Source organism: Mesorhizobium sp. BHscii (genome assembly GCF_053848065.1).
The window spans coordinates 203282-225930 of record NZ_JBSPKW010000001.1 but is presented as its reverse complement, the minus strand read 5'-3'; the positions used below and the strand labels follow the sequence as shown (position 1 = coordinate 225930).

The window sequence follows — 22649 nt, the reverse complement described above, 5'->3', positions numbered from 1 at the left end:
GCAATTGAGCTACTTGTCTTTCCAGAAATCGGCCTGGAGTTGCGCCGCTTCATCGGCAAGCAGCGGGCCGACGACTTCAGTCGGACGCTGCCCAGCTTCGAAAACGACCGTGCAGGGCAGGTCGAGTGTGGGATTCTCGACGTGTGCACCCGTCAGTGCCTTCATGTCATGCTCAGCCAGCCCGAACACGACGCGTCCGATACCCGCCCAATAGATTGTCCCGGAGCACATCGCGCAAGGTTCGGCCGAAGTGTAGAGTGTGCAGGAGGCCAGCTTTTCGAGACTGAAATTCATCCCCGCCCACGAGGCCAGCAGCCTTTCGGCATGAGCGGTGCGGTCGCCCCCTCCGGATTTGTAACCGTTGAGTTGCTCGCGCAACACATTGCCGTCTTTGTCAGCGAGGAGCGAACCAAAGGGATGTTCGCCAGCATCGCGGGCCTTGCGCGCGACTTCGAACGCCTGACGGAGCAGGCGCTCATCATAGGGGCGTTGTGGCATCGGCAGATCCTCCGGCAGTGCCGTTTGATCATAGTGCCGGACAATCCAGCGACTCAAGTCATATGGCTTCTGGGCTCGCTTGCTGATGCGGCCACGGCGATCATCGACAGCGTGCCGACTTTCAGGCCGCGGCCGTCGGCAGGTGATCGCGGATCCACCTGACGATCTGCCCCGCCGTCATGGCGCCGGATGTGCGCGCAACCTCCTGGCCGCTCTGGAAGAGGATCATGGTCGGGATGCTGCGAATGCCGAGCCTGGCTGCAACGGCCTGCTCATTGTCGGAATTGAGCTTGATCAGGCGAACGTGCGGCTCCAGTTCGTTTGCTGCTGCTTCATAGGCCGGCGCCATCATCTTGCAGGGGCCGCACCACGGTGCCCAGATGTCGACGACAACGGGGAGACTGCTTCGTTTGACCTGGCGATCGAAGCTCTGTGCGTCGACGTCTGCCGGGTGACCCGAGAACAGTTTAGAGCCGCACTTTCCGCATTTCGCGTCCCCGGCATCCCGTCCCGGCGGCAGGCGATTGACCCCGCCGCATTTGCCGCAAACCACCAGTTTTTCCTGCGTCATGCCCATTCACCCATCTTTATGCGCGTCGCCGTCACGATGCTGTCTTGACTGCAGTACCCTGCGCAGGAGCGGCCGCGTCCGAAACGCTCGCCAACTCGGCGGCGATGTCGGCGAGCTTTCGATCGGCGTCGACCTTGCGCCAGGTGGACGGGGTGGCCTTTCGTTGCAATTGCCGCGACAAGATATCGACAGTGGCGTCGGAAGGACCGCCGCTGCGCTCGCTCACCCGCTGCCAAAGAACGAGCGGATCCGCCTCCAGCCAGAATCCGGCGAAAGCAACGTCTCTGCCAGTTGCCGCCGTTTCTATCCGGTTGCGATCAGTCGGCCTGTCGAAGACGGCATCGGCGACCACCGAACCGCCTTGGGAAAGGATCAAGTCGGCGCGCCATGCCATTTCGCGGTAGACGCGGTCGGACACCTCCGGTCGATAAGCCCTGTCCGGCAGCTTCGTCTCGGCCGGTACCCCATGCATCGCTTTGCGGATGCGATCGCTCTCGACAATGCGGGCGCCGGGCGGCGCGCCGACATGCGCGGCGAGTGCCTCGGCAACGGCCGTCTTGCCGGAACCACTCAAACCGCCGATAGCGATCAGCCGAGGAGGCCTTGCCTGGAGAAGTGTTCGGGCAAGCTCGAAATAGGATCTCGCCTCGGCAATCAGCCCGCCGGAATCGGCACTGCCTTCCTCGATCTGGGTTGCGGTGACGTGCGCGCGCACTGCGGCCCGCACTGCCATGAAAAACGGCAGGAGAATGAAGCCGTCCTCGTCGTCTGCCTCGTCGAGGTAGCGGTTCATCACCAGGTTGGCGAGTTCCGGAAAGCCGCGATGCCAGAGGTCCATCAGCAGGAAGGCCAGATCGTAAAGCACATCGATGCTGGCGATCTGGTCGTTGAATTCGATGCAATCGAAGAGGCGGGGCTCTCCGTCGAAGAGACAGATGTTGCGCAGATGCAGATCGCCGTGGCATCGCCGGATCTTGCCTGCCGCTTCCCGCCGGTCGAGCAGTTCGCGATGACGGGCAAGGGCGGTGCTGAAAATCCCGGTGAATGCGTTGATCTCGGCTTCGTCGAAAACATGGCTGGTGGCAAAGCCGGCTTCGTTGATGGCGAGCACGCCTGCCAGGTTCGAGGATCCGCTGCCCTTGTGGACCTCCGGCGCGCCGCGATGATAGCGCACGATCATGCGCGCGACCGCCGTCATCAGCGCAGGCGTCAGTTCACCACCGACTGCCATTCGATCGAGCAGCTTCGACTGGTCGAAGCGGACCATTTCGATCGTCGCATCGACCAGTTCGCCGCTCCCGTCGAAGGCGAGCTTGCCGTCGGCCTCTCGCGTGACGCGCCGCACACCCAGATAGAGGCCGGGCGCGGTCTTGGAGTTAAGCTCCACCTCCTTCTCGCAAGCGGCGAGCCGCAGCACCGGGGTCGAGAAGTCGACATAGGGCAGCTTTACAGCTCGCTTGATCTTGTAGGCGCGCTGGCCAATCAGGAAGATACGCGAGATATGGGTTTCGATCGCCTCGACCGGCCCAATCTCGCCATATGCGGCAGGGTCCATCAACATCGCGACCACGGATTCCTGATCTTCGACGATCATCGGACGCCTCTTTGTCTGTATCCACCCTGGAATCCGATTGGCGTGGTCGCTGAAATTCCGCGCCATCGGGCCCTTCCTGCTGCAGCGTCTGGATATAACCAGCCAAGTCACGGATGCGTTCCCTAGTGCGACTTCTCCGGCGTTCGGCCGTATTTGTTGGCGTCCTTCGGAAGACCTTGGCGGCCCCACAACGGCATATCGCGATCGCCATGTTTCGGCACGACGTAGCGGCCTGCGCCTGTTAGCGTCGGCACGTGGGCATGTTGATACGGATCAAAATGATGCGCGGCGACGTTCTTGTCTCAGCGCTAGGAACGCGCCGAGCCGTCTCGCTGTTGTTGCAACGACGATTGGACTTTGAGGATCGGGAGCAGCCGCTATGGCTTTCAGGACGATACTTACCGTTGCGGGACCGAACAAGGGTGACGGTGATCTCAAGCTCGCCGCCGGCCTGTGCACCGAAATCGGCGCCCATCTTGCGGTTCTGGTCGTTGCCGTAGCTGCGCCGCCACCGGTCGGGGAGTATGCCGCAGTCGTTTCGGAAGCCTGGCTCGAGGAGCGTCGGGCCGACGAGAATCTGTTGAAGAAGCGAACCGCTGCCGTGTCGGCTTTTCTCGCCGGCAGGGTGCTTTCGGCCGATGTCTCCAACGAATATCCGGAAGCCGGCTGGGCCGACGACACCATTGGCCGCCGTGCCCGCTACGCCGACATTACGGTTATTGGACCGGAGTTGCTTGCCAATGAAACGCTGAAAAGCAAAGCGATCGAAGGCGCGTTGTTTTCTTCAGGAAAGCCCTTGCTGCTCATCCCCGTGGGATCGCGGCCGACACTGAAGCCGAAACGCGTTCTGATTGCATGGGACGCTCGTCTGGAGTCGTCGCGTGCCGTCCGCGAATCTCTCGACATGCTGCCAGGTGCCGAAGAGGTGCACCTTCTCATGGTCGATCCGGTGGAGGACCAGTACCGTCACGGGGCCGAACCCGGAGCCGACGCCGCTGCCTATCTCGCGCGGCATGGCGTGAATGTCACGGTCGACCGGCTGCCCAGCTTGGATCATTCAGTCGCCGACGTGCTTCGCAGGCACGCGGTCGACATCGCCGCCGATCTGATGGTGATGGGCGCCTATGGTCATTCCCGGTTGCGCGAGCGCATCTTCGGCGGCGTCACCATCTCGATGCTTGAAGACCCGTCGATGCCGATCCTTATGGCGCGTTAACCGCCGGCCAATACGGCATGGTCAAGCCCGAAAACGCGCAGAAGGGTTGGGCTTGCGAGTGAGTCTCAGGTAGGGTTTCAGGTGGGAGGCGCTTCGGGAAAAAGCTAAGTGCTTGTTTTTTCTGGCTCGGAGTGGCAGGATTTGAACCTGCGACCCCATCGTCCCGAACGATGTGCGCTACCAGGCTGCGCTACACTCCGTGACCAGACCGCGGGCTTATAGCCGCCGCACTTCGTTCCTGAACGCGTCGGGTCAGAAGCCGCGACCAATTGACCCGACACCCGCGCTTGCGCTGGCACGGGACAGGCCTAGGCTCCCCTTCGGGATCAAGCGTTGCCACGGAACATTGCCGATGACCGACAAGACACATTTCGCGCAGAAACCTGTTCTGGCGCTGAAACCCCTCAATGCTCCGGGCAACAGCTTTACGGGTCTCTTCTCCGGCCACATCGACGGCACAAGCTTCGAGCGGGTTCCGTTCGACTGGGAGCACCTGGGCCGCGGCCGCTACGACATCGTCCTCTTCCACTGGCCGACTGAATTCTTTCGGCCGAGCAGCCGCAAGGCGACGCTCAAGCTTCTCGGCCGCATGCTCTGGGACAGGGTCTTTCACGGAACCAGGTTTCTGTGGGTGGTACACAACCTGGAGCCCCATGACGGCGGCAGCTTGAAATCGGGGCTGACCACCTACCTGTTTCTGAAGCTGCTCGACGGCGTGATCCTCCTCTCCGAACATTCCCGCCGCGAGTTGCATCGCCTGCATCCCGCGGCCCGTTCGCTCGCCACGCTGGTCACGGTCCATGGTCGTTATGAATCGGTCGCCGAACCGCCGCGGGACGCCAGACCATCCGAGCGACACAACAGGCTTCTCTTCTTCGGACTGATCAGGGAGTACAAGAACGTCGAAAAGCTGGTTACCGAGGCCCGCAAGGCGACGGCCGCGTTTTCGCTCACGGTGATCGGCGTTTGCCCGGAAGAGGATCTCGAACGCAGGATCCGCACAGCCGCGGGCGACGACAAGCGGATCAAGCTGGACATCCGAAGGGAGTTCGTGCCGGACGACGAGTTAGAGCGCGTCATCGATTCACACGACGCCGTCGTGCTGCCATACCGCAACATCCTGAACAGCGGCGTCGCCTTGCATTCACTCGGGCGCAACAAGCCGCTCCTGGCCCCGCGGATCGGCAGCCTGCCGGAGCTTCAGGAGGTGGTCGGAGCCGAGTGGGTGCATCTGTTCGACGGCGAAATATCGGCCGCCACTCTCGAGAGCTTCCTCGCCGCACTCCGCAAGTCCACGTCGCCGCGCCCGGATCTGTCGCCATTTGAGTGGACGAGGGTCGGATCGGATGTCACGCGCTTCCTGAAATCGCTGACCGCGCGGCGCGCTGCTGTCGAGCCGACCCCGACGGCCTCTCAGCAATCCCAGAGATCGTAGGGGAAGCTCGCCTTCAGCCTCGCGAGATCTGGCCGGGCCGTGCCCATCGGGCTCGCGCGGACGGCCTCCTCGCGCGATCGCGTGATGTCCAGTCGCGCGCGGCCGACGCCGAGGACATAGTCCTCATATTTCAGTGTGTTTTCTTCTTCCGACAGGCGCAGATACGTACAGGGAATGCCGAACGCGTCGGCAATAACCAGCCCGTGGAGCGAGCTCGAGATGACATGGCTCGCTTCCGAAATGCGCCGTACCACGCTCGCCCAATGGTCGAGTGGAGAGACGACGTTTTCCCATCCCTCCATCTTCGGCAGGTCGTGCAAGTTGGGGACGAACGCGACCGGCGTCTTGCGCTCGGCAGGTTTCGGAAAACGGGAACCCAGAAGATCGGCAACGAGGATCCCGGGGTCGCCGAACACCTCGGGCACGTCGATGCCACGCCGCATGAGAAAATCGCGGGTGAGGGGACCACGGACGGCGCGCACGTCGAGCGAGCTGAACACGTGCCGTTCGTCTCGGATCTTGCCGTTGATGCCGGAACCCCAGACGACGTCGCCGTTGCGCGCGAAATGCAGGATCGAGCCTATGCCCAGGAGCCTCACCGGCCTCGGACGTTCCTCGTCCAGGAAGCAGCCGGCGTCGGCCGCCATCTTGTTGACAATCACCGAGGAGAGATAGTCGCCGAAGTTCACGCCGAGGGGCGACTTCCAGTAGAACAGCTCGATCGTGTTCGGCTGGAACGGGGGAGGGGGCACGTAGCCTCTGTCCCGTCGAGCAAGACCGCGCACCTTGCGGACAATTTTCCTCACACCTTGAGCCACGGCGGCCTCTTCCAGCAAAACGAACACCTCTTCCCTCGGGCTTGCTCTCTGCCAGACCCGCCACCGGAAGCGGTGTAGCACATTCGACCGCGGGTGTTGCCTCATTCTCGACCAACGCGAGCCGTTGTGCAGTGCGGCAAATCGGCGCCACCGCAAATGTGAAAAATCCGCTCCGCGCCGGCTCTCCACGGTAATTGTGCGGTGCGGCAAATGGGCGCTGATCTTTGTTCTCGTTACCCGTCTTCGTTCGCGGTATAAGCGCTGCGGCTCGGGGTGCAACAAGAGCGCCAAATGGCGCTGAGAGTATCGGGAATCGCCTGCAGCATGAGCAGTATCACCGGGCGGCTCATCAAGGGAAGCATGTGGCTCAGCCTGTCGCGAGCGATCGTGAACGGGCTGGCGACGCTCAGCACCTTCGTGCTGGCGTGGTACCTCTCGCCTGCCGATTTCGGCCTCGTTGCATTGGCGACGACGATGCTCCTGATCGTCACCACAGTCACCGAACTCTCGCTCACCCAGGCGCTCATCCGACATGAGGCGCCCACCGAATCGCATTTCAGCGCTGCCTGGACCCTCAATGCCACGCGCGGACTGATACTGTGCCTTTTCTTCGCGGCCTGTGCCTGGCCGGCATCGGTGGTCTATGAAGACCCGCGCCTGTCCGGCGTCATGGTTGCGCTGGGCTTCAGCGTGCTGCTCGGCAGCATGACGAATCCGCGGCTGATCATGCTGCAGCGCAAGCTGATCTTCTGGCAGGAATTCGTGCTGAGCGTTTCGCAGAAGTTCGTCGGGGTCGTCGTGGCGGTGGCCATCGCGATGATCTTCCACAGCTACTGGGCCCTCGTGGTGGGTACCCTCGTGAGCCAGGCGACCTATCTCGTCACCTCCTATCTGGTGGTGCCGTTCCGCCCGAGGATCGTCTTCAAGCACATGCGGGAGTTCTTCTCTTTCTCGGCCTGGTTGACGGCCGGCCAGATCGTCAACACGCTCAACTGGCGCTTCGACCACCTGCTGATCGGCAAGGTGCTCGGCAATGCGCAGCTTGGCTACTACACCTTCGGCAGCAATCTCGCCCGCCTGCCGACACGCGAGGCGACGGCGCCGCTCACCCAGACGATCTACCCGAGCTTCGCCACAATTCGCGACGACCCAGGCCGCCTCGCCGCCGCCTATCAGCGCGTCCAGGCACTTGTCGCCGCGATCGCGCTTCCTGCCGGCATCGGCGTCGCGCTGATCGCCGATCCCCTGGTCAGGCTGACGCTGGGTGAAAAATGGGCGCCGGCAATCTTCATCATCCAGTCGCTCGCCTCGGTGTACGCCCTGCAGACGCTGGGCTCGCTGGTGCAGCCGCTCGGCATGGCGAAGGGCAAGACGAGGCTTCTATTCGTCCGGGACACGCAGATGCTGTTCGTCCGCGTACCGATCATCTTCGGCGCCCTCATGCTCTACGGGCTCGAAGGTGTCATCTACAGCCGAGTGTTCACCGGACTGCTCGGAGCGCTCGTCAACATGGTGCTGGTCAAGCACTTCATCGGCGTAACGGTGCTGGAGCAGCTGGCCGCCAACGGGCGTGCGCTCGCAAGCATCGCGATCATGGCCGCGGGCGTCTTGTTCGCCTCGACCTGGCTGCCCGCGGCGAACGACAGCGTGGGGCTTGCCTGGCAGCTGGCGATCCTCGTTCCGTTGGGCGCGGTCCTCTATTGCGGGTCGAGCTTCGGGTTGTGGCTGTCGATGAAGCGGCCCGACGGCCCCGAGCGGGAAATCCTGAACATCTTGGGCAAGATACTGTCGAAGGTTCGCCATGGCTGAAGCTAGCACGTCGGATTTGCTGCAACACGAGCCGAACGGTCGGCCAGATGGAGGAAGAGGAATGCCAGTGGAAACGCCTCCGGTTCTGATCGACAGGTTGCAGGACATGATCCATGACTGCCTGAAGGACTATGTCCGGGCGGACGAGCCGCTGGCGATCCTCGACTTTCCGGATATCCGTAATTGCGGCGACTCAGCCATCTGGCTCGGCGAGATGGCCTACCTGAAAGACCGCTGCGACAAGCGACCGGCCTATGTCTCGCGCATGCGCGACTTCTCGGCGGAGGATCTCGAACGGGCCGTCCCGACTGGACCGATCTTCATCCATGGCGGCGGCAATTTCGGCGACCTCTGGATCACGCATCAGGATTTCCGCGAGCGCGTGCTCGAGCAATTCCCCAACCGCCGGATCATCCAGTTTCCGCAATCGATTCACTACAAGTCGCAGGAGCGCCGCGAAAGGAGCGCGCGCATCATCGGCAGGCACAAGAACTTTGTTCTCCTGGTGCGCGACGAGGAATCGAAGGCGTTCGCGGAGAAGCACTTCGATTGCGAGGTGCGGCTTTGCCCCGATATGGCATTCTGCATCGGCGCGCTCGAACCGGAAGCATCCGAGTTTCCGGTGCTGGCGATGTTGAGGGCGGACCTCGAGAAGGCAGGTGACGCGGATCGCTCGGCCTATCCCGACATTCCGATGGAGGACTGGATCACCGAATCTGCGCGGCAGGTGCGCGTCGCCAAGGCGATTGGTGCTGCCTCCGCGCTGCTGGCGCTCAAGCCGGCAGAGGTGCGGCTGCGCAAGCTGGACGCGGCCGCGCACAATCGCTTCCGGCGAGGCATCCGGCAGATTTCGCGCGGGCGTGCGATCGTCACCGATCGCCTGCACGTCCATATCTGCTCGCTGCTGATCGGTCGGCCGCATGCGGTCCTCGACAACAGCTACGGCAAGATACGGCGGTTCATGGCGGCATTCTCGGGGGGATCCGACCTTTCCTACAAGGCGACCTCGCTCGACGACGGGATCGGCTGGGCGCGGCAGGCAGCCGCTGTCGCCGCCTGATCTTTGGCACGCAGAAGACATTTGCTGAGGTTGAGATGACACTCGTCACCTTCATCATTCCCGTGCGCCACCAGGACAATGCGCGCGACTGGAGTAGGCTCAAGGCGAATCTCGCCCAGACGGTTCGCTCGATATCGAGCCAGACCAACGACGACTGGCGGGGCATCATCGTCGCAAACGAGGGCGCCGATCTACCAAATCTCCCCGAGCGCTTCAGTGTCGAACGCGTGACCTTTCCGCCAAACGATGCGCATGAGCGCGGTGGGGCGAGCAAGGAGGACTTCTACGACGCCTTCCGCGTCGACAAGGGCCGCCGCGTGCTGAAGGGCATGCTGCGGGCACGCGACAGCCGCTTCTTCATGATCGTCGACGACGACGATTTCGTGAGCGCCCGCCTTGTCCAGCACGTGTCGGAGAACCGAAACGCAAACGGATGGACCATCGACCGCGGCTATGTCTGGGACGACGGCGGCAAGCTCCTGCTCGGCTATGACGACTTTAACCATCTTTGCGGGACGTCATTGATAATCCGGTCGGACCTCTATGGTCTGCCCGACCGTTACGGGGATGCCTCTCCCGACTGGATGAAGTCAATGCTCGGCAGTCATATCCGGATTGCAGACATTCTGGCCGAGCGCGGTACGCCTCTGGCGACGCTGCCGTTTCGCGGCGCCGTCTATCGCGTCGCCCATGCCGGCTCGCACAGCAGGACGCCCGGTATCATGGCCAAGTATTTCCTGAACTGGGGCGCGCTCAAACGACCCAGGCGACTGCTTCGCAATGCCTCACGGCTGCGGCTGGTCGGTGAGGCCGCGAAACGCGAGTTCTTCGGCAAAACCGCTGTTCGCCGGGATACATGATCACCCCGGGCAGGCCAACTTGATGGGAGAGGAGAGGAGCTTCTGGTCGGAGTGGCAGGATTTGAACCTGCGACCCCATCGTCCCGAACGATGTGCGCTACCAGGCTGCGCTACACTCCGTGACCAGACCGCGGGCTTATAGCCGCCGCACTTCGTTCCTGCAAGCGCCAATGGCGGCGCTTCTGTCGCATTTCTTCCGCTTTCGCTTTAAGGTCATACAGGTTTCAGTTTCCTGCGCGATAAACACTGCTTAAAGGCTCGTGTATAGGTATCGGCCACCCGCCTTGAAACACCCTGATTCCAGCCGCTTGGAGTTGCTGTCTTGCCCCTGAAGATCGTTAGCGAAGCCCGCCCCAACACCTTCGAGTTTGAAACCTCGGCGCTGATCAAGGCGTCCGGCTTTCGTGAGTATGATGCGCGCTGGTGGTTCGGCCATCCTGGCTCTGCGGAGCCGCCTGAGCTCAACCTGATCGGTGTCCAGGCGCTGGGCATGGGGCTCGGCACGCTGATCCGGCGCCTGGGCGCCGGGCCGGATATCGTGACCGGTCATGATTTCCGCTCCTATTCGCTTGCGATCAAGCTGGCGCTGGTTTCCGGGCTGATGGCCGCCGGCGCGCGAGTTAAGGATATCGGGCTGGCGCTGTCGCCGATGGCCTATTTCGCCCAGTTCGCGCTCGATACGCCGTCCGTGGCTATGGTCACCGCTTCTCACAACGAAAACGGCTGGAGCGGCGTCAAGATGGGGGCGGCGCGCCCCTTGACCTTCGGTCCGGAGGAAATGAGCGCATTGAAGACGATCGTCCTTGCCGGCGACTTCGACCTTGTCGGCGGCGGCTCCTATGACTTTGTTGCGGATTTCCGCAAAACCTATCTGGACGACCTGACCCGGGACAAGCGCATAGCAAGAAAGCTCAAGGTGGTCGCCGCCTGCGGCAACGGCACCGCCGGCGCCTTTGCACCTGAAGCGCTGGAACGGATCGGCTGCGAGGTGATTCCGCTCGATGTCGAGCTCGATCATACGTTTCCGAACTATAATCCGAATCCCGAAGACATGAAGATGCTGCACGCCATCCGCGACAAGGTGCTGGAAACGGGAGCCGACGTCGGGCTTGGCTTCGACGGCGATGGCGACCGCTGCGGCGTGGTCGACAATGAAGGCAACGAGATCTTCGCCGACAAGGTCGGCGTCATGCTCGCCCGCGACATCGCGCGACTGCATCCCGGCTCGACCTTCGTCGTCGACGTCAAGTCGACCGGATTGTTCAACACCGACGCCGCCCTGCGTGCCGACGGCGCCGTCACCGACTATTGGAAGACCGGCCACTCCTACATAAAACGGCGCGTGGCCGAGCTCGGCGCCATCGCCGGGTTCGAGAAATCCGGTCATTTCTTCTTCAATCCGCCGATCGGGCGCGGCTATGACGATGGTCTCATCACGGCTATCGCCATCTGCCAGATGCTGGATCGCAGCCCGACCAGCAGCATGGCCGATCTCTATCGCGCCCTGCCGCTGACCTTCGGCACGCCGACCATGTCGCCGCACTGCGCCGACGAGCTGAAATACGGCGTGGTCGAGCGAGTCGTTTCCGACTTTCAGGCAATGAAGCAGGATGGCACTGTCTTCGCTGGCCAGAAGATCGCCGATCTGATCACCGTCAATGGCGTTCGCGTCGTTGCCGAGGACGGCACCTGGGGCCTGGTACGGGCGTCGTCGAACAAGCCGGAGCTGGTCGTGGTGGTAGAGAGCCCGGTGTCGTCCGAGCGGCGCCGGCAGATGTTCGAAGGCGTCGATGCGGTGCTGCGCCGCAGCCCTGAGGTCGGCGCCTACAACCAGACGTTCTAGGTTCTCTCATTTCATCGCGGCGCGAGAAAGGCCACGATGGGGAAGCGGATCACGGGTTTCCGGTTGCAGCTGGTCCGCTCCCCCAGGTTTTCATCGGCCGATGATCTTTACAGGAACTCAGGCAGCGGAATAAGCCCGCTCAAGGCCACGCCAGTCGAACTCCCGCGCCCAGTCGGCAAAACTGTGCCAGCGGACCTCCGGGAAATCTCGGTGTAAAGCCGCGATATCGACGTCATAGCCGACGCGGTCGAACCACTCGAACATCAGCGCCGTATCTTCGCTTTGTTGGCGGGCCACCGCGATTGGAATTGCCGATAGTTGATCGGGCGGCCGATGGACTGCGAAAGGATCTTGGCCTGGTCTTCGCCGGACAATTCGCTCCCGGCGAAATCGAAGCGCTTGCCGAACACGCGCTCGCGCCGCTCGACCAGGGCGGCAACGAAGGCTCCGATATCGGCAAGTGCGACCAGCTGGAGGACACGTTTGGCAGGCATCGCAAAGGCATGCGTGCCTTGGATGAGCGCGCCGATCGACCACGGCGCGACGATATTCTCCATGAAGGCAACCGGCGCGCTGATCGTGTAGGGGATGCCGAGCCCGGCGACATGTTGCTCGACAAGATATTTGCTCTCGAAATGCGGAATGCCGGTGTTCTTGTCGGCGTCGGCAACGGATGAATAGATCAAATGCCCGACGCCGGCAGCCTTCGCCGCGTCGGCGGCAAGGATCCCCTGGCGGGTTTCCTGTGCTATGCCAGCCTCGTAGCTGTTGCCCATCAGGAACATGGTATCGACGTCTTTTGCTGCCTTCACAACGGAGGCCGTATCGCCAAGATCGCTGGCCACGATCTCGACGCCTGCCGACGCCAATTGCCGCGCAGCATCGCTGTCCGGCCTGCGCGTTAGTGCCTTGACGCGGTGCCCACTCGACAGCAAGGCACGCGCAACTGCGCCGCCTTGCTGGCCTGTGGCACCGGTCACCAGAACGCTTCGTTTGGTGGTCATGTGTTTGCTCCTTCTTTTTCCGATGGAGCAAAATTAGGGTTTGTCACATTGATGCATAATTGCCTACAATTGGAAAACTTTGTGCCAGGCAAGGATACAATGCTCGATCTTAATGATATCGTGGTGTTCGCTCGCGTAGTCGAAGCTGGCAGCTTCACCGCTGCTGCGCGGCTGCTTGCCATGCCCAAGACGACGGTCAGTCGACGCGTTGCCGCGCTCGAACGTGAGGTTGGGGTTCGCCTGCTGCAGCGCACGACGCGCAGCCTCAACGTGACGGATGCCGGGCGTCTCTATTACGAGCAGAGCAGCCAGGCCCTGCGGACGATCGAGGAAGCAAATCTGCGCCTCGCGGAAGCGAGGGCGGAGCCATCGGGCACAATTCGCATCTCGGCGCCCGTCGGCTTCGGGGGTCATTTCCTCACAGCTGCTGTGGTCGACTTTCTGGCAATGTATCCGAAGACCAAAGTCGAACTTCGCCTGACTGACGACAAGCTCAACCTGGTCGAGGACGGCATAGACCTCGCTTTCCGCACCGGGGTTCTTCAGGATTCGACGCTGATCGCCCGCAAACTCGGCTCCACGCACAGGCTGCTCTGCGCCAGCCCGGACTATCTCGCAAGGCGCGGGATGCCGGAATGCCTGGCGGATCTCGCACACCACCAGTGCGTCATCGCAGGCCCTTCGACCTCGGGCACCCATTGGGTGCTGGACGGGCCACACGGTCAGGAAACGGTCACGGTGGCCGGGCGCTTCGCCGCTAATGAAATGCAGGCGGTCGTTGCGGCCACGCTCGCAGGCTTCGGCATCGCCCAATTGCCGCACAGCATCGCCGAGCCCCTCATCAATGGAGGGCGGCTGAGCCGCGTTCTCCGGGACTACACGACGCCGGTCGGCGGGCTGCATGTTCTATATCCGAGCAGCCGGCATCTTTCGCCCCTCGTCAAGGCATTCATCGTGCTTGCATCCGACCGGATTTCCAGTCGGGCAAATACAGCGGCTGACCAGCAGTAGCCGCGAGCCTCAATACGGGCTCGCCACATCGCCGATCTCGACATAGACCGACTTCAGCTGCGAATAGAGCGCCAGCGCCGCCAGCGAATTTTCGCGGCCGATACCGGACTGCTTGAAGCCGCCGAACGGGATTTCGACGGGGGTCAGATTGTAGGCGTTGATCCAGCAGGTGCCGGCCTGCAGCTCGGCGATGACGCGGTGGGCGCGTCGCAAGTCGCGCGTGAACACGCCGGCGGCAAGGCCGAATTCGGTGTCGTTGGCGCGATCGATCACCTCGTCCTCATCGTCGAATTTCAGCACGCTCATCACAGGCCCGAAAATCTCCTCGCGGGCGATGCGCATCGTGTCGGTGACGCCGGTGAAGACCGTCGGCTCGACGAAGAAGCCGCCTTGGAAACCCTGCAGCGAGGGCACGTTGCCGCCGCAGGCGAGCACGGCGCCATCCTGCTTGCCGGCTTCGATATAGCCGATGACCTTTTCCTGCTGGTCCTTGGAGACAAGCGGCCCCATCTGCGTCTCTTGGTCGAGCGGATCACCGATACGGATCTTCTTGGTCCGCTCGACTAGCCGTTCGACGAAACGGTCGTGGATACCCTTCTGCACGAAGACCCGCGTGCCGTTGGAGCAGATCTGGCCGGTCGAATAGAAATTGCCGAGCATGGCGCCGCCAATGGCGTTTTCGAGATCGGCGTCGTCGAAGACGATCAGCGGCGACTTGCCGCCGAGCTCCATCGTGGCATGCTTCATCTTCGAGCCGGCGAGCGACAGCACCTTGCGGCCGGTCGGCACCGAACCGGTCACCGAGACCTTGGCGACGACATCGTGCCCGACGAGGCCGGCGCCGACATCGCCGTAGCCTTGCACGACATTGAACAGCCCGTCGGGCAGCCCAGCTTCGGTATAGATTTCGGCGAGCGCCAGCGCCGACAGCGGCGTGTTCTCCGACGGCTTGAACACCATGGCGTTGCCCATGGCGAGCGCGGGTGCCGATTTCCAGCCGGCGATCTGGATCGGGTAGTTCCAGGCGCCGATACCGACGCAGACGCCGAGGGCCTCGCGCCTTGTATAGGCAAAGGGTCCGCCGAGATCGAAGGACTCGCCATTATAAGCAGCGACCGCGCCGCCGAAATATTCGAGGCAGTCGGCCGCCGATGGCGCATCCGCCACCAGCGTCTCCTGGATTGCCTTACCGGTATCCAGCGTCTCGATGCGCGCCAGGTCGGCGTTGCGCGCACGCAATATGTCGGCAGCGCGGCGCAGGATGCGCCCGCGCTCGACCGGCTTCAGCCGCGCCCAGGCCGGTTGTGCTGCACGCGCGGCTTCGATCGCGAGTTCCAGCACGTTCGGCGTCGCCGAACGCAGCATCGCGATGGTCTCGCCGGTTGCCGGATAGATCACCGGCAGCGGCGCACCTTGCTCGTCGTCGATGTAGCGTCCGTTGACATAGTGCGATGCCTTTGGCTGGGCGCGCATGGGAGCTTCTCCAAATTGTCTTTCGCCGGGGGCCGGCGGGCGGACAGTCCGCCGGATCGATCGCCTATCTGTCCGACACCTGCCAGCGCGGATTGATCCATGGTTCCTGGTTGGACGGCGCCTGCGGCGTGCGGCCAAGAATGTGGTCGGCGGCCTTCTCGCCGGTCATGATTGACGGTGCGTTGAGATTGCCGTTGGTGACGCGCGGGAAGATCGAGGAATCGGCGACCCGCAGCCCCTCGACGCCGATGACACGGCATTCCGGATCGACGACGCTCATCGGATCATCCTTGCGGCCCATCTTGCAGGTGCCGCAAGGGTGATAGGCGCTTTCGGCGTGATCGCGGATAAAGGCGTCGAGATCGTCGTCTGACTGAACGTGCGAGCCCGGCGAGATCTCCTTGCCGCGATAAGGGTCGAATGCCGACTGGCCGAAGATCTCGCGCGTCAGCCGGATGCAGTGGCGGAACTCGGTCCAGTCGTCCGGATGCGACATGTAGTTGAAGCGGATCACCGGCTTCGACTTGGGATCTGGCGAGCGCAGCGTGACAGTACCGCGCGACTTCGATCGCATTGGCCCGACATGCGCCTGGAAACCGTGCGCCTTCGCCGCCGCCCTGCCGTCGTAGCGGACCGCCGCCGGGATGAAATGATACTGGATATCGGGATAGTCGACGCCGGCGCGCGAGCGCACGAAGGCGGCCGCCTCGAAATGGTTGGTTGCGCCGAGACCCGACTTGAAGAACAGCCATTGCGCACCGATCATTGCCTTGGAGAAGGGATTCAGCACCGAATTCAGCGTGATCGGCTGCGTCGATTCCTGCTGGATGTAGAGCTCCATATGGTCCTGCAGGTTGCGACCGACGCCGGGCCGGTCGGCGATTACCTGAATGCCGTATCCCCTGAGATGTTCGGCCGGGCCGATGCCGGACAGCATCAGGATCTTGGGCGAATTGATCGAGGAGGCGGCAACGATCACTTCACGTCGCGCCTTGACCACCTGAATCCGTTTGCGCGTTTCGATCTCGACTCCGGTGGCGCGTTGATTCTCGACGATCACCCGCCGGGCGAAACCCTTGACCAGGCTAACGTTTTTCCGCCTGAGCGCCGGCCTGAGATAGGCGCTCGCCGCCGACCAGCGGCGGCCGCCGCGAATGGTCTGTTCCATCGGCCCAAAGCCTTCCTGCTTCGCGCCGTTGTAGTCGTCGGTCAGCTCGAAGCCGGCCTGACGGCCTGCCTCGACGAAGGCGCCGTAGAGTGGATTCGTCCTTGAGCCGCGCTGCACGGTCAGCGGGCCGCCGTGGCCGCGCCAGCCATTCTCACCGCCGTTGGCGTCCTCCATGCGCTTGAAGTAGGGGAGCACGTCGGCAAACCCCCAGCCAGTTGCGCCCTGTTCGGCCCAGTGGTCGAAGTCGCGGGCGTGGCCGCGCACATAGACCATGCCGTTGATCGAGGACGAGCCGCCGATGACCTTGCCGCGCGGCGTCGCCAGCACGCGGCCGCCGAGATGCGGCTCCGGCTCGCTGGCAAAGCCCCAGTCGTAGAGGCTCATGTTGAGCGGGATCGACAGCGCCGACGGCATCTGGATCAGCGGCCCGATGTCGCTGCCGCCAAATTCGATGACGATCACCGAATATTTGCCGTCTTCCGACAGCCGGTAGGCCATGGCCGAGCCGGCCGAGCCGGCGCCGATGATGACGAAATCCGCCTCAAGCATGGTTCATATGCGCCATGAAATCGGTGAGCGAGACATTGCCGCCGGTTGCCACCACGAGCACCGTCTTGCCGCTCACATCCACCTTGCCGCCGAGCAGCGCCGCCAGCGATGCAGCGCCCGAAGGTTCCAGCACCAGCTTCATCCGCTCGAAGGCGATCCGCATCGCACAGCGCACCGATTGGTCGTCGACGGTGATGCCGCGAACGCCCGCGGTCCTGACCGCTGCGAAAGGGGCGTCGCCGGGCTTTCGCGCCATCAGCCCGTCGCAGATCGATTTCGGCCCGATCGGCATGGTCTCGATGGCTCCATTCGCGAGCGACGCGCCCATGCCGTTGAAACCTTCCGGCTCGACGCCGATGATCTCGGTCGCCGGCGACAGATAGTGGAAAGCCAGCGAAACGCCGCCGATCAGCCCGCCGCCGCCGACCGCGCAGAACAGCAGATCGGCGCTGGCATTCCTGGCATCGAGTTGCTCGAGCGCCTCCAGCCCCGCACCAGCCTGGCCGGCGACGATCTCGGGGTCGTCGAACGGATGCAGCAGCGCCAGCCCCTCGGTCTCGGCGATCTCGCGCGCCTTGGCGGCGGCAACCTCCTCACGCGCGCGTTCGCCATGGTCGGTCAGCACCACGCGCGCGCCATAGCCGGCCGTTGCGTCGCGCTTGGCGGCCGGCGCGTCGATCGGCATGACGATGGTGACCGGAATGCCCAGCGCCTGGCCGGCGGCGGCCAGTCCTTGCGCGAAATTGCCGGAGGAATAGGCGACGACGCCCTTCCCGGCTTCATCGGGCGACAGCCGCTTCAGCCGCCAATAGGCGCCGCGCACCTTGAACGATCCCGCCCATTGGAGCGATTCCGGCTTGACGAAGACACGGGCAGCTCCGGTCTCCCTGGCGAGCGCCGCCGATTCCAGCAATGGCGTGACCTGCGTCGCCTTGGCGGTGACGGCATAGGCCTGCCTGAGATGATCTAGGGAGGGCACAAGGGGTGTCATCATTCGCCTCGCGGATACCTTTTGCTCTCTTCGAGATTGTCGAGGTTCATGTGATTGCGCATGTAGCGCTCAGATGCCTTCTGCAGCGGCTGGAAATCCCAGGGGTAATGGGTGCCGTTGCGCAGCGCCGGATAGACCACCCAGCGGCGCGCCTGGCTGGTCCGGACGGCGGCGTCGAAAGCGGCCATGTCCCAGCGCGCCCGGACCTTTTCGGTGAAAGCAGCCAGTAAGGGGGCATGAGCCGGGTCGGCGGCGAGATTGGTCAATTCCCGCGGATCCGAGTCAAGATCAAACAGTTGCGGCGGATCGATCTCGCAATGGATGAATTTGTTTCGGTCGTCGCGGATCGCCACCATCGGCGCGTTGGAGCCTTCGGCCGCATATTCCATCAGCACGGGTGCGGTGCGCGTCTTGCCGTCGAGCAGCGGCAGCAGCGACTGGCCGTCGGTCCATGGCGCAATCGCGCTCATGTCGATGCCGGCGAGGTCGCAAAGCGTCGGGGTGACATCGAGATTGGAGACTGGGGCCTTGATCAGTCCTGCTGGTATGCCCTTGCCGGCGATCATCAGCGGCACCCGCGCCGAGCCCTCGAAAAAGCACATCTTGAACCACAGGCCGCGCTCGCCGAGCATGTCGCCGTGATCCGAGCAGAACAGGATGATCGTATCGTCGAGCATTCGCGTGCGTTCGAGCACCGACAGCAGTTCGCCGACCTTATCGTCGAGATAGGAGATGTTGGCGAAGTAGCCGCGCCGCGCGCTGCGGATCTGCTCCGGCGTGATCTTGAAGCTGTCATAGTCGCTGGCCCGGTAGAGCCGCTGCGAATGCGGATCCTGCTTGTCGTAGTGAATGAAGCCCACCTTGGGCTCAAGCGCCGGGCAGTCCTCGTAGAGATCCCAATAGCGCCGCCGGGTGACATAGGGGTCGTGCGGATGGGTGAAGGAAACGGTCAGACACCATGGCCGGCGCGAAGCGTCGTCGGAGACGCGGGCGAAATCATAAAGCTTCTGCACCCCATGGAAGGCAACCTCGTCGTCATACTCCATCTGGTTGGTGATCTCGGCGACGCCGGCGCCGGCCACCGAGCCGAGATTATGATACCACCAGTCGATCCGCTCGCCGGGCTTGCGATAATCCGGCGTCCAACCGAAATCGGCCGGATAGATGTCGGTGGTCAGCCGTTCCTCAAAGCCATGCAACTGGTCCGGCCCGACGAAATGCATCTTGCCGGAGAGACAGGTATGGTAGCCGGCGGCGCGCAGATGATGCGCATAGGTCGGGATCGACGAGACGAATTCGGCGGCATTGTCGTAGACTCCGGTGCGCGATGGTAACTGCCCGCTCATGAACGAGGCGCGGCCCGGCGCGCAGAGCGGCGAGGCGGTGTAGTTGTTCTTGAAGCGCGCCGAACGAGCGGCCAGTGCCTTCAGATGCGGCGCATGCAGGAAGTCCGCCGGCCCGTCCGGGAACAATGTGCCGTTGAGCTGATCGACCATGACGATCAGGAAGTTGGGTCGCTTGGACGTCACTGTGCGCTCCGCCGGCTGAGTTTCGTTTCGAGATAATCCTCGATCAGTGCGATCGCCGTCGCGGCATTGGGCACGCCGTCCTTCAGCGCGCGCCTGATATAGAGCCCGTCGATCAGCGCCGCTGTCGCCTCGGCGACGCGGTCGGCTTCGCTTCTTGGCAGGATGCCGGTCAACCCGCTCAACAGATTGGAATGCAGGCGCCGCGCATAGACCTTGAGCAGCCGGCGAAGTGCTGCTGATTTCTGCGCCTCGACATAGAAGGCGAGCCAGGCGGCGATCGTTTCCGGGCGGAACTGGACGTCAGAGAAATTGACGGCGACCACCGCCGAAACGCGCTCGCGCGCCGTGCTGGCCGATCGAAGCGCGCGCCGCATATCGGCGGTCAGCTCCGCCAGGATGTGCCGCATCGTCGCCAGCAAAAGTTCGTCCTTGGCGCCGAAATAGTGATGGGCAAGCGCAGAGGACACGCCGGCGCGCCCGGCGATTTCCGACATGGTCACATCAAGCGAGCCGCGCTCGCCGATCGCCGAGATCGTCGCGTCGATGAGCGCCTTGCGGCGCAACGGTTCCATTCCAATTTTCGGCATCTTTGCTCCGGCCTGTGGCGACAAGGTTATTTTTTATTGACGGATCAATCAACAAAAATCCGGGCTGAATTGGTGGCAAAAGTCAGGTGCCGTGACCAGATATCAAGATCAAGCGATTGTGTGCTTCTGGCCCTTCACGAAGTCGCAGGAACGGTTCATGCTTGAACAATGCTTTGGCGCGCCGCGACGTCGCGTAGCCCGGCCCGCAGGATGGAGATAGCTATGACAGCATGCATCGTCGGCTGGGCGCATTCGCGCTTCGGCAAGCTCGAAGGCGAGACGCTGGAGGGCCTGATCACCAAGGTGGCTAGCGAGGCGCTCGATCATGCCGGCATCGGTCCGGACGAGGTCGACGAGATCGTGCTAGGCCACTTCAATGCCGGCTTTTCCGCACAGGATTTCACCGCAAGCCTAGTCCTGCAGGCCGACGACCGGCTGCGCTTCAAGCCGGCGACGCGCGTCGAGAACGCCTGCGCCACCGGTTCGGCGGCGGTCAGGCAAGGCATCCGCGCCGTCGACGCCAATGCCGCCCGTATCGTGCTGGTGGTCGGCGCCGAGCAGATGACGACGACGCCTGGTCCAGAAATCGGCAAGAATCTTCTCAAGGCCTCGTATCTGCCCGAGGAGGGCGACACGCCGGCAGGCTTCGCCGGCGTTTTCGGCAAGATCGCCCAAGCCTATTTCCAACGCTATGGCGACCAGTCGGACGCGCTGGCGATGATCGCCGCCAAGAACCACAAGAACGGCGTCGACAATCCCTATGCGCAGATGCGCAAGGATTTCGGCTATGAGTTCTGCCGGCACGAGAGTGAGAAGAACCCCTTCGTCGCTGGCCCTCTGAAACGCACCGATTGCTCGCTGGTTTCGGACGGCGCCGCAGCTCTGGTCCTTGCCGACACGGCGACGGCGTTGAAGATGCGCCGCGCCGTTGCCTTCCGCGCCAACGAGCATGTGCAGGATTTCCTGCCGATGTCGAAGCGCGACATCCTGGCGTTCGAAGGCTGCGAGCATGCATGGAACCAGGCGCTGAAGAAGGCCGGTGTGACGCTCGATGATCTATCTTTCGTCGAGACGCATGACTGTTTCACCATCGCCGAGCTGATCGAGTATGAGGCGATGGGCCTGGCGAAACCGGGCGACGGCGCAAAATTGGCGCTGGACGGCGAGACGGCGAAGGACGGCCGCCTGCCGGTCAATCCGTCCGGCGGGCTGAAGGCGAAGGGGCATCCGATCGGTGCCACCGGCGTCTCGATGCACGTGCTGAGCGCCATGCAGCTCGTCGGCGAAGCCGGCGGCATCCAGGTGCCGGGGGCCAAGCTCGGCGGCATCTTCAATATGGGCGGTGCCGCGGTCGCCAACTACGTTTCCATTCTCGATCGGATCAGATAAAAGCGGCCCGCCTTACAGCGCCGCGCGCCCTTCCGGCGCGCAAAGGACGCTGTAACACTTTGATTTACGCATGATCCTTTCGAAAATCGATTCCGATTTTCGAGGGTCATGCGCTAGAGCATTTTGCAGCCAAAAAGTGGAATCGCTTGGCGTCGCAGAAATGCGGCTAAACAAAGAGATAGAGCGGGATGCCAAAGTTCCATCGAACGCATCCCGCTCTAGCGGGGAATTCATGACAAATCCGGTTCTGGTCGAAGTTTTGCGCGGCGCCGTGGTCGAGAGCGCGCATCGTGGCGCTATTGCGGTCTTCGAGGCCGACGGAAAGCCGGTCTGGGAAATCGGCGATACGGCTCGCCCGGTGTTTCCGCGCTCGGCGGTCAAGGCGATCCAGGCGCTGCCGCTGGTCGAAAGCGGCGCGGCCGATGCGTACGGTTTCGGCAACCGCGAATTGGCGCTTGCCTGCGCTTCGCATTCCGGCGAGCCGGCGCATGTCGAACTTGCGTGGGCGATGCTGGCGAAGGCCGGGCTGGACGAGACCGCGCTGGAATGCGGCGCCCATTGGCCGTCCAGCCATGCGGCGACAGTTGCGCTCGCCCGTGCCGGCAAGGCGCCAAACGCACTGCACAACAATTGTTCTGGCAAGCATGCGGGCTTTCTCTGCACCTGCGTCCACGCCGGCATCGCCCATCGCGGCTATGTCAAATCAGGCCATGCCTCGCAGGAGATGGTGCGCGACGCAATGCAAGCGGTGACAGGTGCTGCCCATGATTTCGATCATTGCGGCACTGACGGCTGCTCGATCCCGACCTATGCCGTGCCGCTACGCAGCTTCGCGCTCGGCTTTGCCCGCATGGCGACCGGTGTCGGCTTTGAACCCGTGCGCGCCAAGGCCGCAAAGCGGCTGCTTTCCGCCTGCATGGCCGAGCCCTTTCTGGTCGCCGGCACAGGCAGGGCTGATGTAGCACTGATGGAGGCCGCACCCGACCGGATTTTTGTGAAGGGAGGGGCTGAAGGCGTCTATTGCGCGGCACTTCCGGAGCTTGGCCTTGGCATTGCGCTCAAATGCGATGATGGCGCTGGCCGCGCCGCTGAAGTCATGGTCGCGGCATGCATTGCCAGGCTTTTGCACGCCGACAAGGCGCTGGCGGCGAAACTGATCGAACAGGCACATCCGCCCGTCGAAAGCCGGATCGGCGCCAAAGTCGGCGCACTCCGCCCCACCGCCGCATTGAGCTGAGAACGGC

At 63.0% G+C, this 22649-nt stretch carries 18 protein-coding genes, 2 tRNA genes and 1 pseudogene; 9 read left to right on the top strand and 12 right to left on the bottom strand.

Going from position 1 to position 22649, the window contains the following annotated elements; all coding sequences use genetic code 11:
- Nucleotides 1-9 precede the first annotated feature (9 nt).
- The 3 genes from ACWTU7_RS01095 to ACWTU7_RS01085 all read right to left on the bottom strand — a co-directional run bounded on the left by ACWTU7_RS01095 (nt 10) and on the right by ACWTU7_RS01085 (nt 2663).
- On the bottom strand, nt 10-498 hold the full coding sequence (locus tag ACWTU7_RS01095; RefSeq protein ID WP_095519927.1) for a nucleoside deaminase: 489 nt from the start codon (nt 496-498) through the stop codon (nt 10-12).
- Between the two features lie 121 nt (nt 499-619).
- Complete coding sequence (gene trxC / locus ACWTU7_RS01090; protein ID WP_455837375.1) at nt 620-1069, bottom strand: thioredoxin TrxC; 450 nt, start codon at nt 1067-1069, stop codon at nt 620-622.
- A gap of 31 nt (nt 1070-1100) precedes the next feature.
- Complete coding sequence (locus tag ACWTU7_RS01085) at nt 1101-2663, bottom strand: bifunctional aminoglycoside phosphotransferase/ATP-binding protein (protein WP_455837374.1); 1563 nt, start codon at nt 2661-2663, stop codon at nt 1101-1103.
- Between the two features lie 379 nt (nt 2664-3042).
- Between ACWTU7_RS01085 and ACWTU7_RS01080 the strand changes: the two genes are divergently transcribed.
- Nucleotides 3043-3879 (top strand): universal stress protein, encoded by an 837-nt coding sequence (locus ACWTU7_RS01080; RefSeq protein WP_455837373.1) that lies wholly within the window; start codon nt 3043-3045, stop codon nt 3877-3879.
- A 126-nt stretch (nt 3880-4005) separates the two neighbouring features.
- On the opposite strand, the gene ACWTU7_RS01075 is transcribed toward ACWTU7_RS01080, so the two are convergent.
- A tRNA-Pro gene (locus tag ACWTU7_RS01075) sits at nt 4006-4079 on the bottom strand.
- A 152-nt stretch (nt 4080-4231) separates the two neighbouring features.
- Between ACWTU7_RS01075 and ACWTU7_RS01070 the strand changes: the two genes are divergently transcribed.
- On the top strand, nt 4232-5314 hold the full coding sequence (locus ACWTU7_RS01070) for a hypothetical protein (RefSeq protein ID WP_455841711.1): 1083 nt from the start codon (nt 4232-4234) through the stop codon (nt 5312-5314).
- Here ACWTU7_RS01070 and ACWTU7_RS01065 read toward each other — a convergent pair.
- Nucleotides 5293-6159: a polysaccharide pyruvyl transferase family protein gene (locus ACWTU7_RS01065; RefSeq protein WP_287098150.1), complete on the bottom strand. Its 867-nt coding sequence runs from the start codon at nt 6157-6159 to the stop codon at nt 5293-5295. The genes ACWTU7_RS01070 and ACWTU7_RS01065 overlap by 22 nt on opposite strands.
- Before the next feature lie 297 nt (nt 6160-6456).
- Here ACWTU7_RS01065 and ACWTU7_RS01060 point away from each other — a divergent pair, with 297 nt between their 5' ends.
- The 3 genes from ACWTU7_RS01060 to ACWTU7_RS01050 all read left to right on the top strand — a co-directional run bounded on the left by ACWTU7_RS01060 (nt 6457) and on the right by ACWTU7_RS01050 (nt 9861).
- The gene (locus tag ACWTU7_RS01060; RefSeq protein ID WP_455841712.1) at nt 6457-7941 is read left to right on the top strand and encodes a lipopolysaccharide biosynthesis protein; all 1485 of its coding nucleotides are present in this window, start codon (nt 6457-6459) and stop codon (nt 7939-7941) included.
- Nucleotides 7942-8002: 61 nt separating this feature from the next.
- Complete coding sequence (locus ACWTU7_RS01055; RefSeq protein WP_455841713.1) at nt 8003-9001, top strand: polysaccharide pyruvyl transferase family protein; 999 nt, start codon at nt 8003-8005, stop codon at nt 8999-9001.
- Nucleotides 9002-9036: 35 nt separating this feature from the next.
- Complete coding sequence (locus ACWTU7_RS01050) at nt 9037-9861, top strand: galactosyl transferase (protein WP_065010395.1); 825 nt, start codon at nt 9037-9039, stop codon at nt 9859-9861.
- 43 nt (nt 9862-9904) lie between these two features.
- Here ACWTU7_RS01050 and ACWTU7_RS01045 read toward each other — a convergent pair.
- Nucleotides 9905-9981, bottom strand: a tRNA-Pro gene (locus ACWTU7_RS01045).
- 202 nt (nt 9982-10183) lie between these two features.
- Between ACWTU7_RS01045 and ACWTU7_RS01040 the strand changes: the two genes are divergently transcribed.
- Nucleotides 10184-11704 (top strand): phosphomannomutase/phosphoglucomutase, encoded by a 1521-nt coding sequence (locus tag ACWTU7_RS01040; RefSeq protein ID WP_455837372.1) that lies wholly within the window; start codon nt 10184-10186, stop codon nt 11702-11704.
- Nucleotides 11705-11821: 117 nt separating this feature from the next.
- Here the strand turns inward: ACWTU7_RS01040 and ACWTU7_RS01035 are convergent.
- A pseudogene (locus ACWTU7_RS01035) lies at nt 11822-12708 on the bottom strand (NmrA/HSCARG family protein).
- Between the two features lie 99 nt (nt 12709-12807).
- Between ACWTU7_RS01035 and ACWTU7_RS01030 the strand changes: the two are divergent.
- On the top strand, nt 12808-13719 hold the full coding sequence (locus ACWTU7_RS01030) for a LysR family transcriptional regulator (RefSeq protein WP_065010398.1): 912 nt from the start codon (nt 12808-12810) through the stop codon (nt 13717-13719).
- A 9-nt stretch (nt 13720-13728) separates the two neighbouring features.
- On the opposite strand, the gene betB is transcribed toward ACWTU7_RS01030, so the two are convergent.
- The 5 genes from betB to betI all read right to left on the bottom strand — a co-directional run bounded on the left by betB (nt 13729) and on the right by betI (nt 20016).
- A complete protein-coding gene (betB, locus tag ACWTU7_RS01025) occupies nt 13729-15192 on the bottom strand; it encodes a betaine-aldehyde dehydrogenase (protein ID WP_455837371.1) in 1464 nt (487 codons plus the stop codon).
- 64 nt (nt 15193-15256) lie between these two features.
- Nucleotides 15257-16909, bottom strand: coding sequence for a choline dehydrogenase (gene betA, locus ACWTU7_RS01020; protein WP_455837370.1), 1653 nt, complete (start codon nt 16907-16909; stop codon nt 15257-15259).
- A complete protein-coding gene (locus ACWTU7_RS01015; protein WP_455837369.1) occupies nt 16902-17903 on the bottom strand; it encodes a threonine/serine dehydratase in 1002 nt (333 codons plus the stop codon). Before ACWTU7_RS01015 ends, betA begins: the two co-directional genes overlap by 8 nt.
- A complete protein-coding gene (betC, locus tag ACWTU7_RS01010; protein ID WP_455837368.1) occupies nt 17900-19429 on the bottom strand; it encodes a choline-sulfatase in 1530 nt (509 codons plus the stop codon). The genes ACWTU7_RS01015 and betC overlap by 4 nt, the downstream gene beginning before the upstream one ends.
- The gene (gene betI / locus ACWTU7_RS01005; protein ID WP_455837367.1) at nt 19426-20016 is read right to left on the bottom strand and encodes a choline-binding transcriptional repressor BetI; all 591 of its coding nucleotides are present in this window, start codon (nt 20014-20016) and stop codon (nt 19426-19428) included. The genes betC and betI overlap by 4 nt, the downstream gene beginning before the upstream one ends.
- A 222-nt stretch (nt 20017-20238) precedes the next feature.
- Here betI and ACWTU7_RS01000 point away from each other — a divergent pair, with 222 nt between their 5' ends.
- Together ACWTU7_RS01000 and ACWTU7_RS00995 are read left to right on the top strand one after the other, a co-directional pair.
- Complete coding sequence (locus ACWTU7_RS01000) at nt 20239-21405, top strand: acetyl-CoA acetyltransferase (RefSeq protein ID WP_455837366.1); 1167 nt, start codon at nt 20239-20241, stop codon at nt 21403-21405.
- 232 nt (nt 21406-21637) lie between these two features.
- A complete protein-coding gene (locus tag ACWTU7_RS00995) occupies nt 21638-22642 on the top strand; it encodes an asparaginase (protein ID WP_455837365.1) in 1005 nt (334 codons plus the stop codon).
- The last annotated feature ends 7 nt before the right edge of the window (nt 22643-22649 follow it).

Bases quoted from the DNA above. Each gene is read 5' to 3' on its own strand.
- ACWTU7_RS01055 (WP_455841713.1), top strand. From the start codon at position 8,003: ATGCCAGTGGAAACGCCTCCGGTTCTGATCGACAGGTTGCAGGACATG.
- betI (WP_455837367.1), bottom strand. From the start codon at position 20,016: ATGCCGAAAATTGGAATGGAACCGTTGCGCCGCAAGGCGCTCATCGAC.
- ACWTU7_RS01080 (WP_455837373.1), top strand. From the start codon at position 3,043: ATGGCTTTCAGGACGATACTTACCGTTGCGGGACCGAACAAGGGTGAC.
- ACWTU7_RS00995 (WP_455837365.1), top strand. From the start codon at position 21,638: ATGACAAATCCGGTTCTGGTCGAAGTTTTGCGCGGCGCCGTGGTCGAG.
- ACWTU7_RS01015 (WP_455837369.1), bottom strand. From the start codon at position 17,903: ATGATGACACCCCTTGTGCCCTCCCTAGATCATCTCAGGCAGGCCTAT.
- ACWTU7_RS01000 (WP_455837366.1), top strand. From the start codon at position 20,239: ATGACAGCATGCATCGTCGGCTGGGCGCATTCGCGCTTCGGCAAGCTC.
- ACWTU7_RS01085 (WP_455837374.1), bottom strand. From the start codon at position 2,663: ATGATCGTCGAAGATCAGGAATCCGTGGTCGCGATGTTGATGGACCCT.
- ACWTU7_RS01030 (WP_065010398.1), top strand. From the start codon at position 12,808: ATGCTCGATCTTAATGATATCGTGGTGTTCGCTCGCGTAGTCGAAGCT.
- ACWTU7_RS01050 (WP_065010395.1), top strand. From the start codon at position 9,037: ATGACACTCGTCACCTTCATCATTCCCGTGCGCCACCAGGACAATGCG.
- ACWTU7_RS01060 (WP_455841712.1), top strand. From the start codon at position 6,457: ATGAGCAGTATCACCGGGCGGCTCATCAAGGGAAGCATGTGGCTCAGC.
- trxC (WP_455837375.1), bottom strand. From the start codon at position 1,069: ATGACGCAGGAAAAACTGGTGGTTTGCGGCAAATGCGGCGGGGTCAAT.
- ACWTU7_RS01095 (WP_095519927.1), bottom strand. From the start codon at position 498: ATGCCACAACGCCCCTATGATGAGCGCCTGCTCCGTCAGGCGTTCGAA.
- ACWTU7_RS01070 (WP_455841711.1), top strand. From the start codon at position 4,232: ATGACCGACAAGACACATTTCGCGCAGAAACCTGTTCTGGCGCTGAAA.
- betB (WP_455837371.1), bottom strand. From the start codon at position 15,192: ATGCGCGCCCAGCCAAAGGCATCGCACTATGTCAACGGACGCTACATC.
- betA (WP_455837370.1), bottom strand. From the start codon at position 16,909: ATGCTTGAGGCGGATTTCGTCATCATCGGCGCCGGCTCGGCCGGCTCG.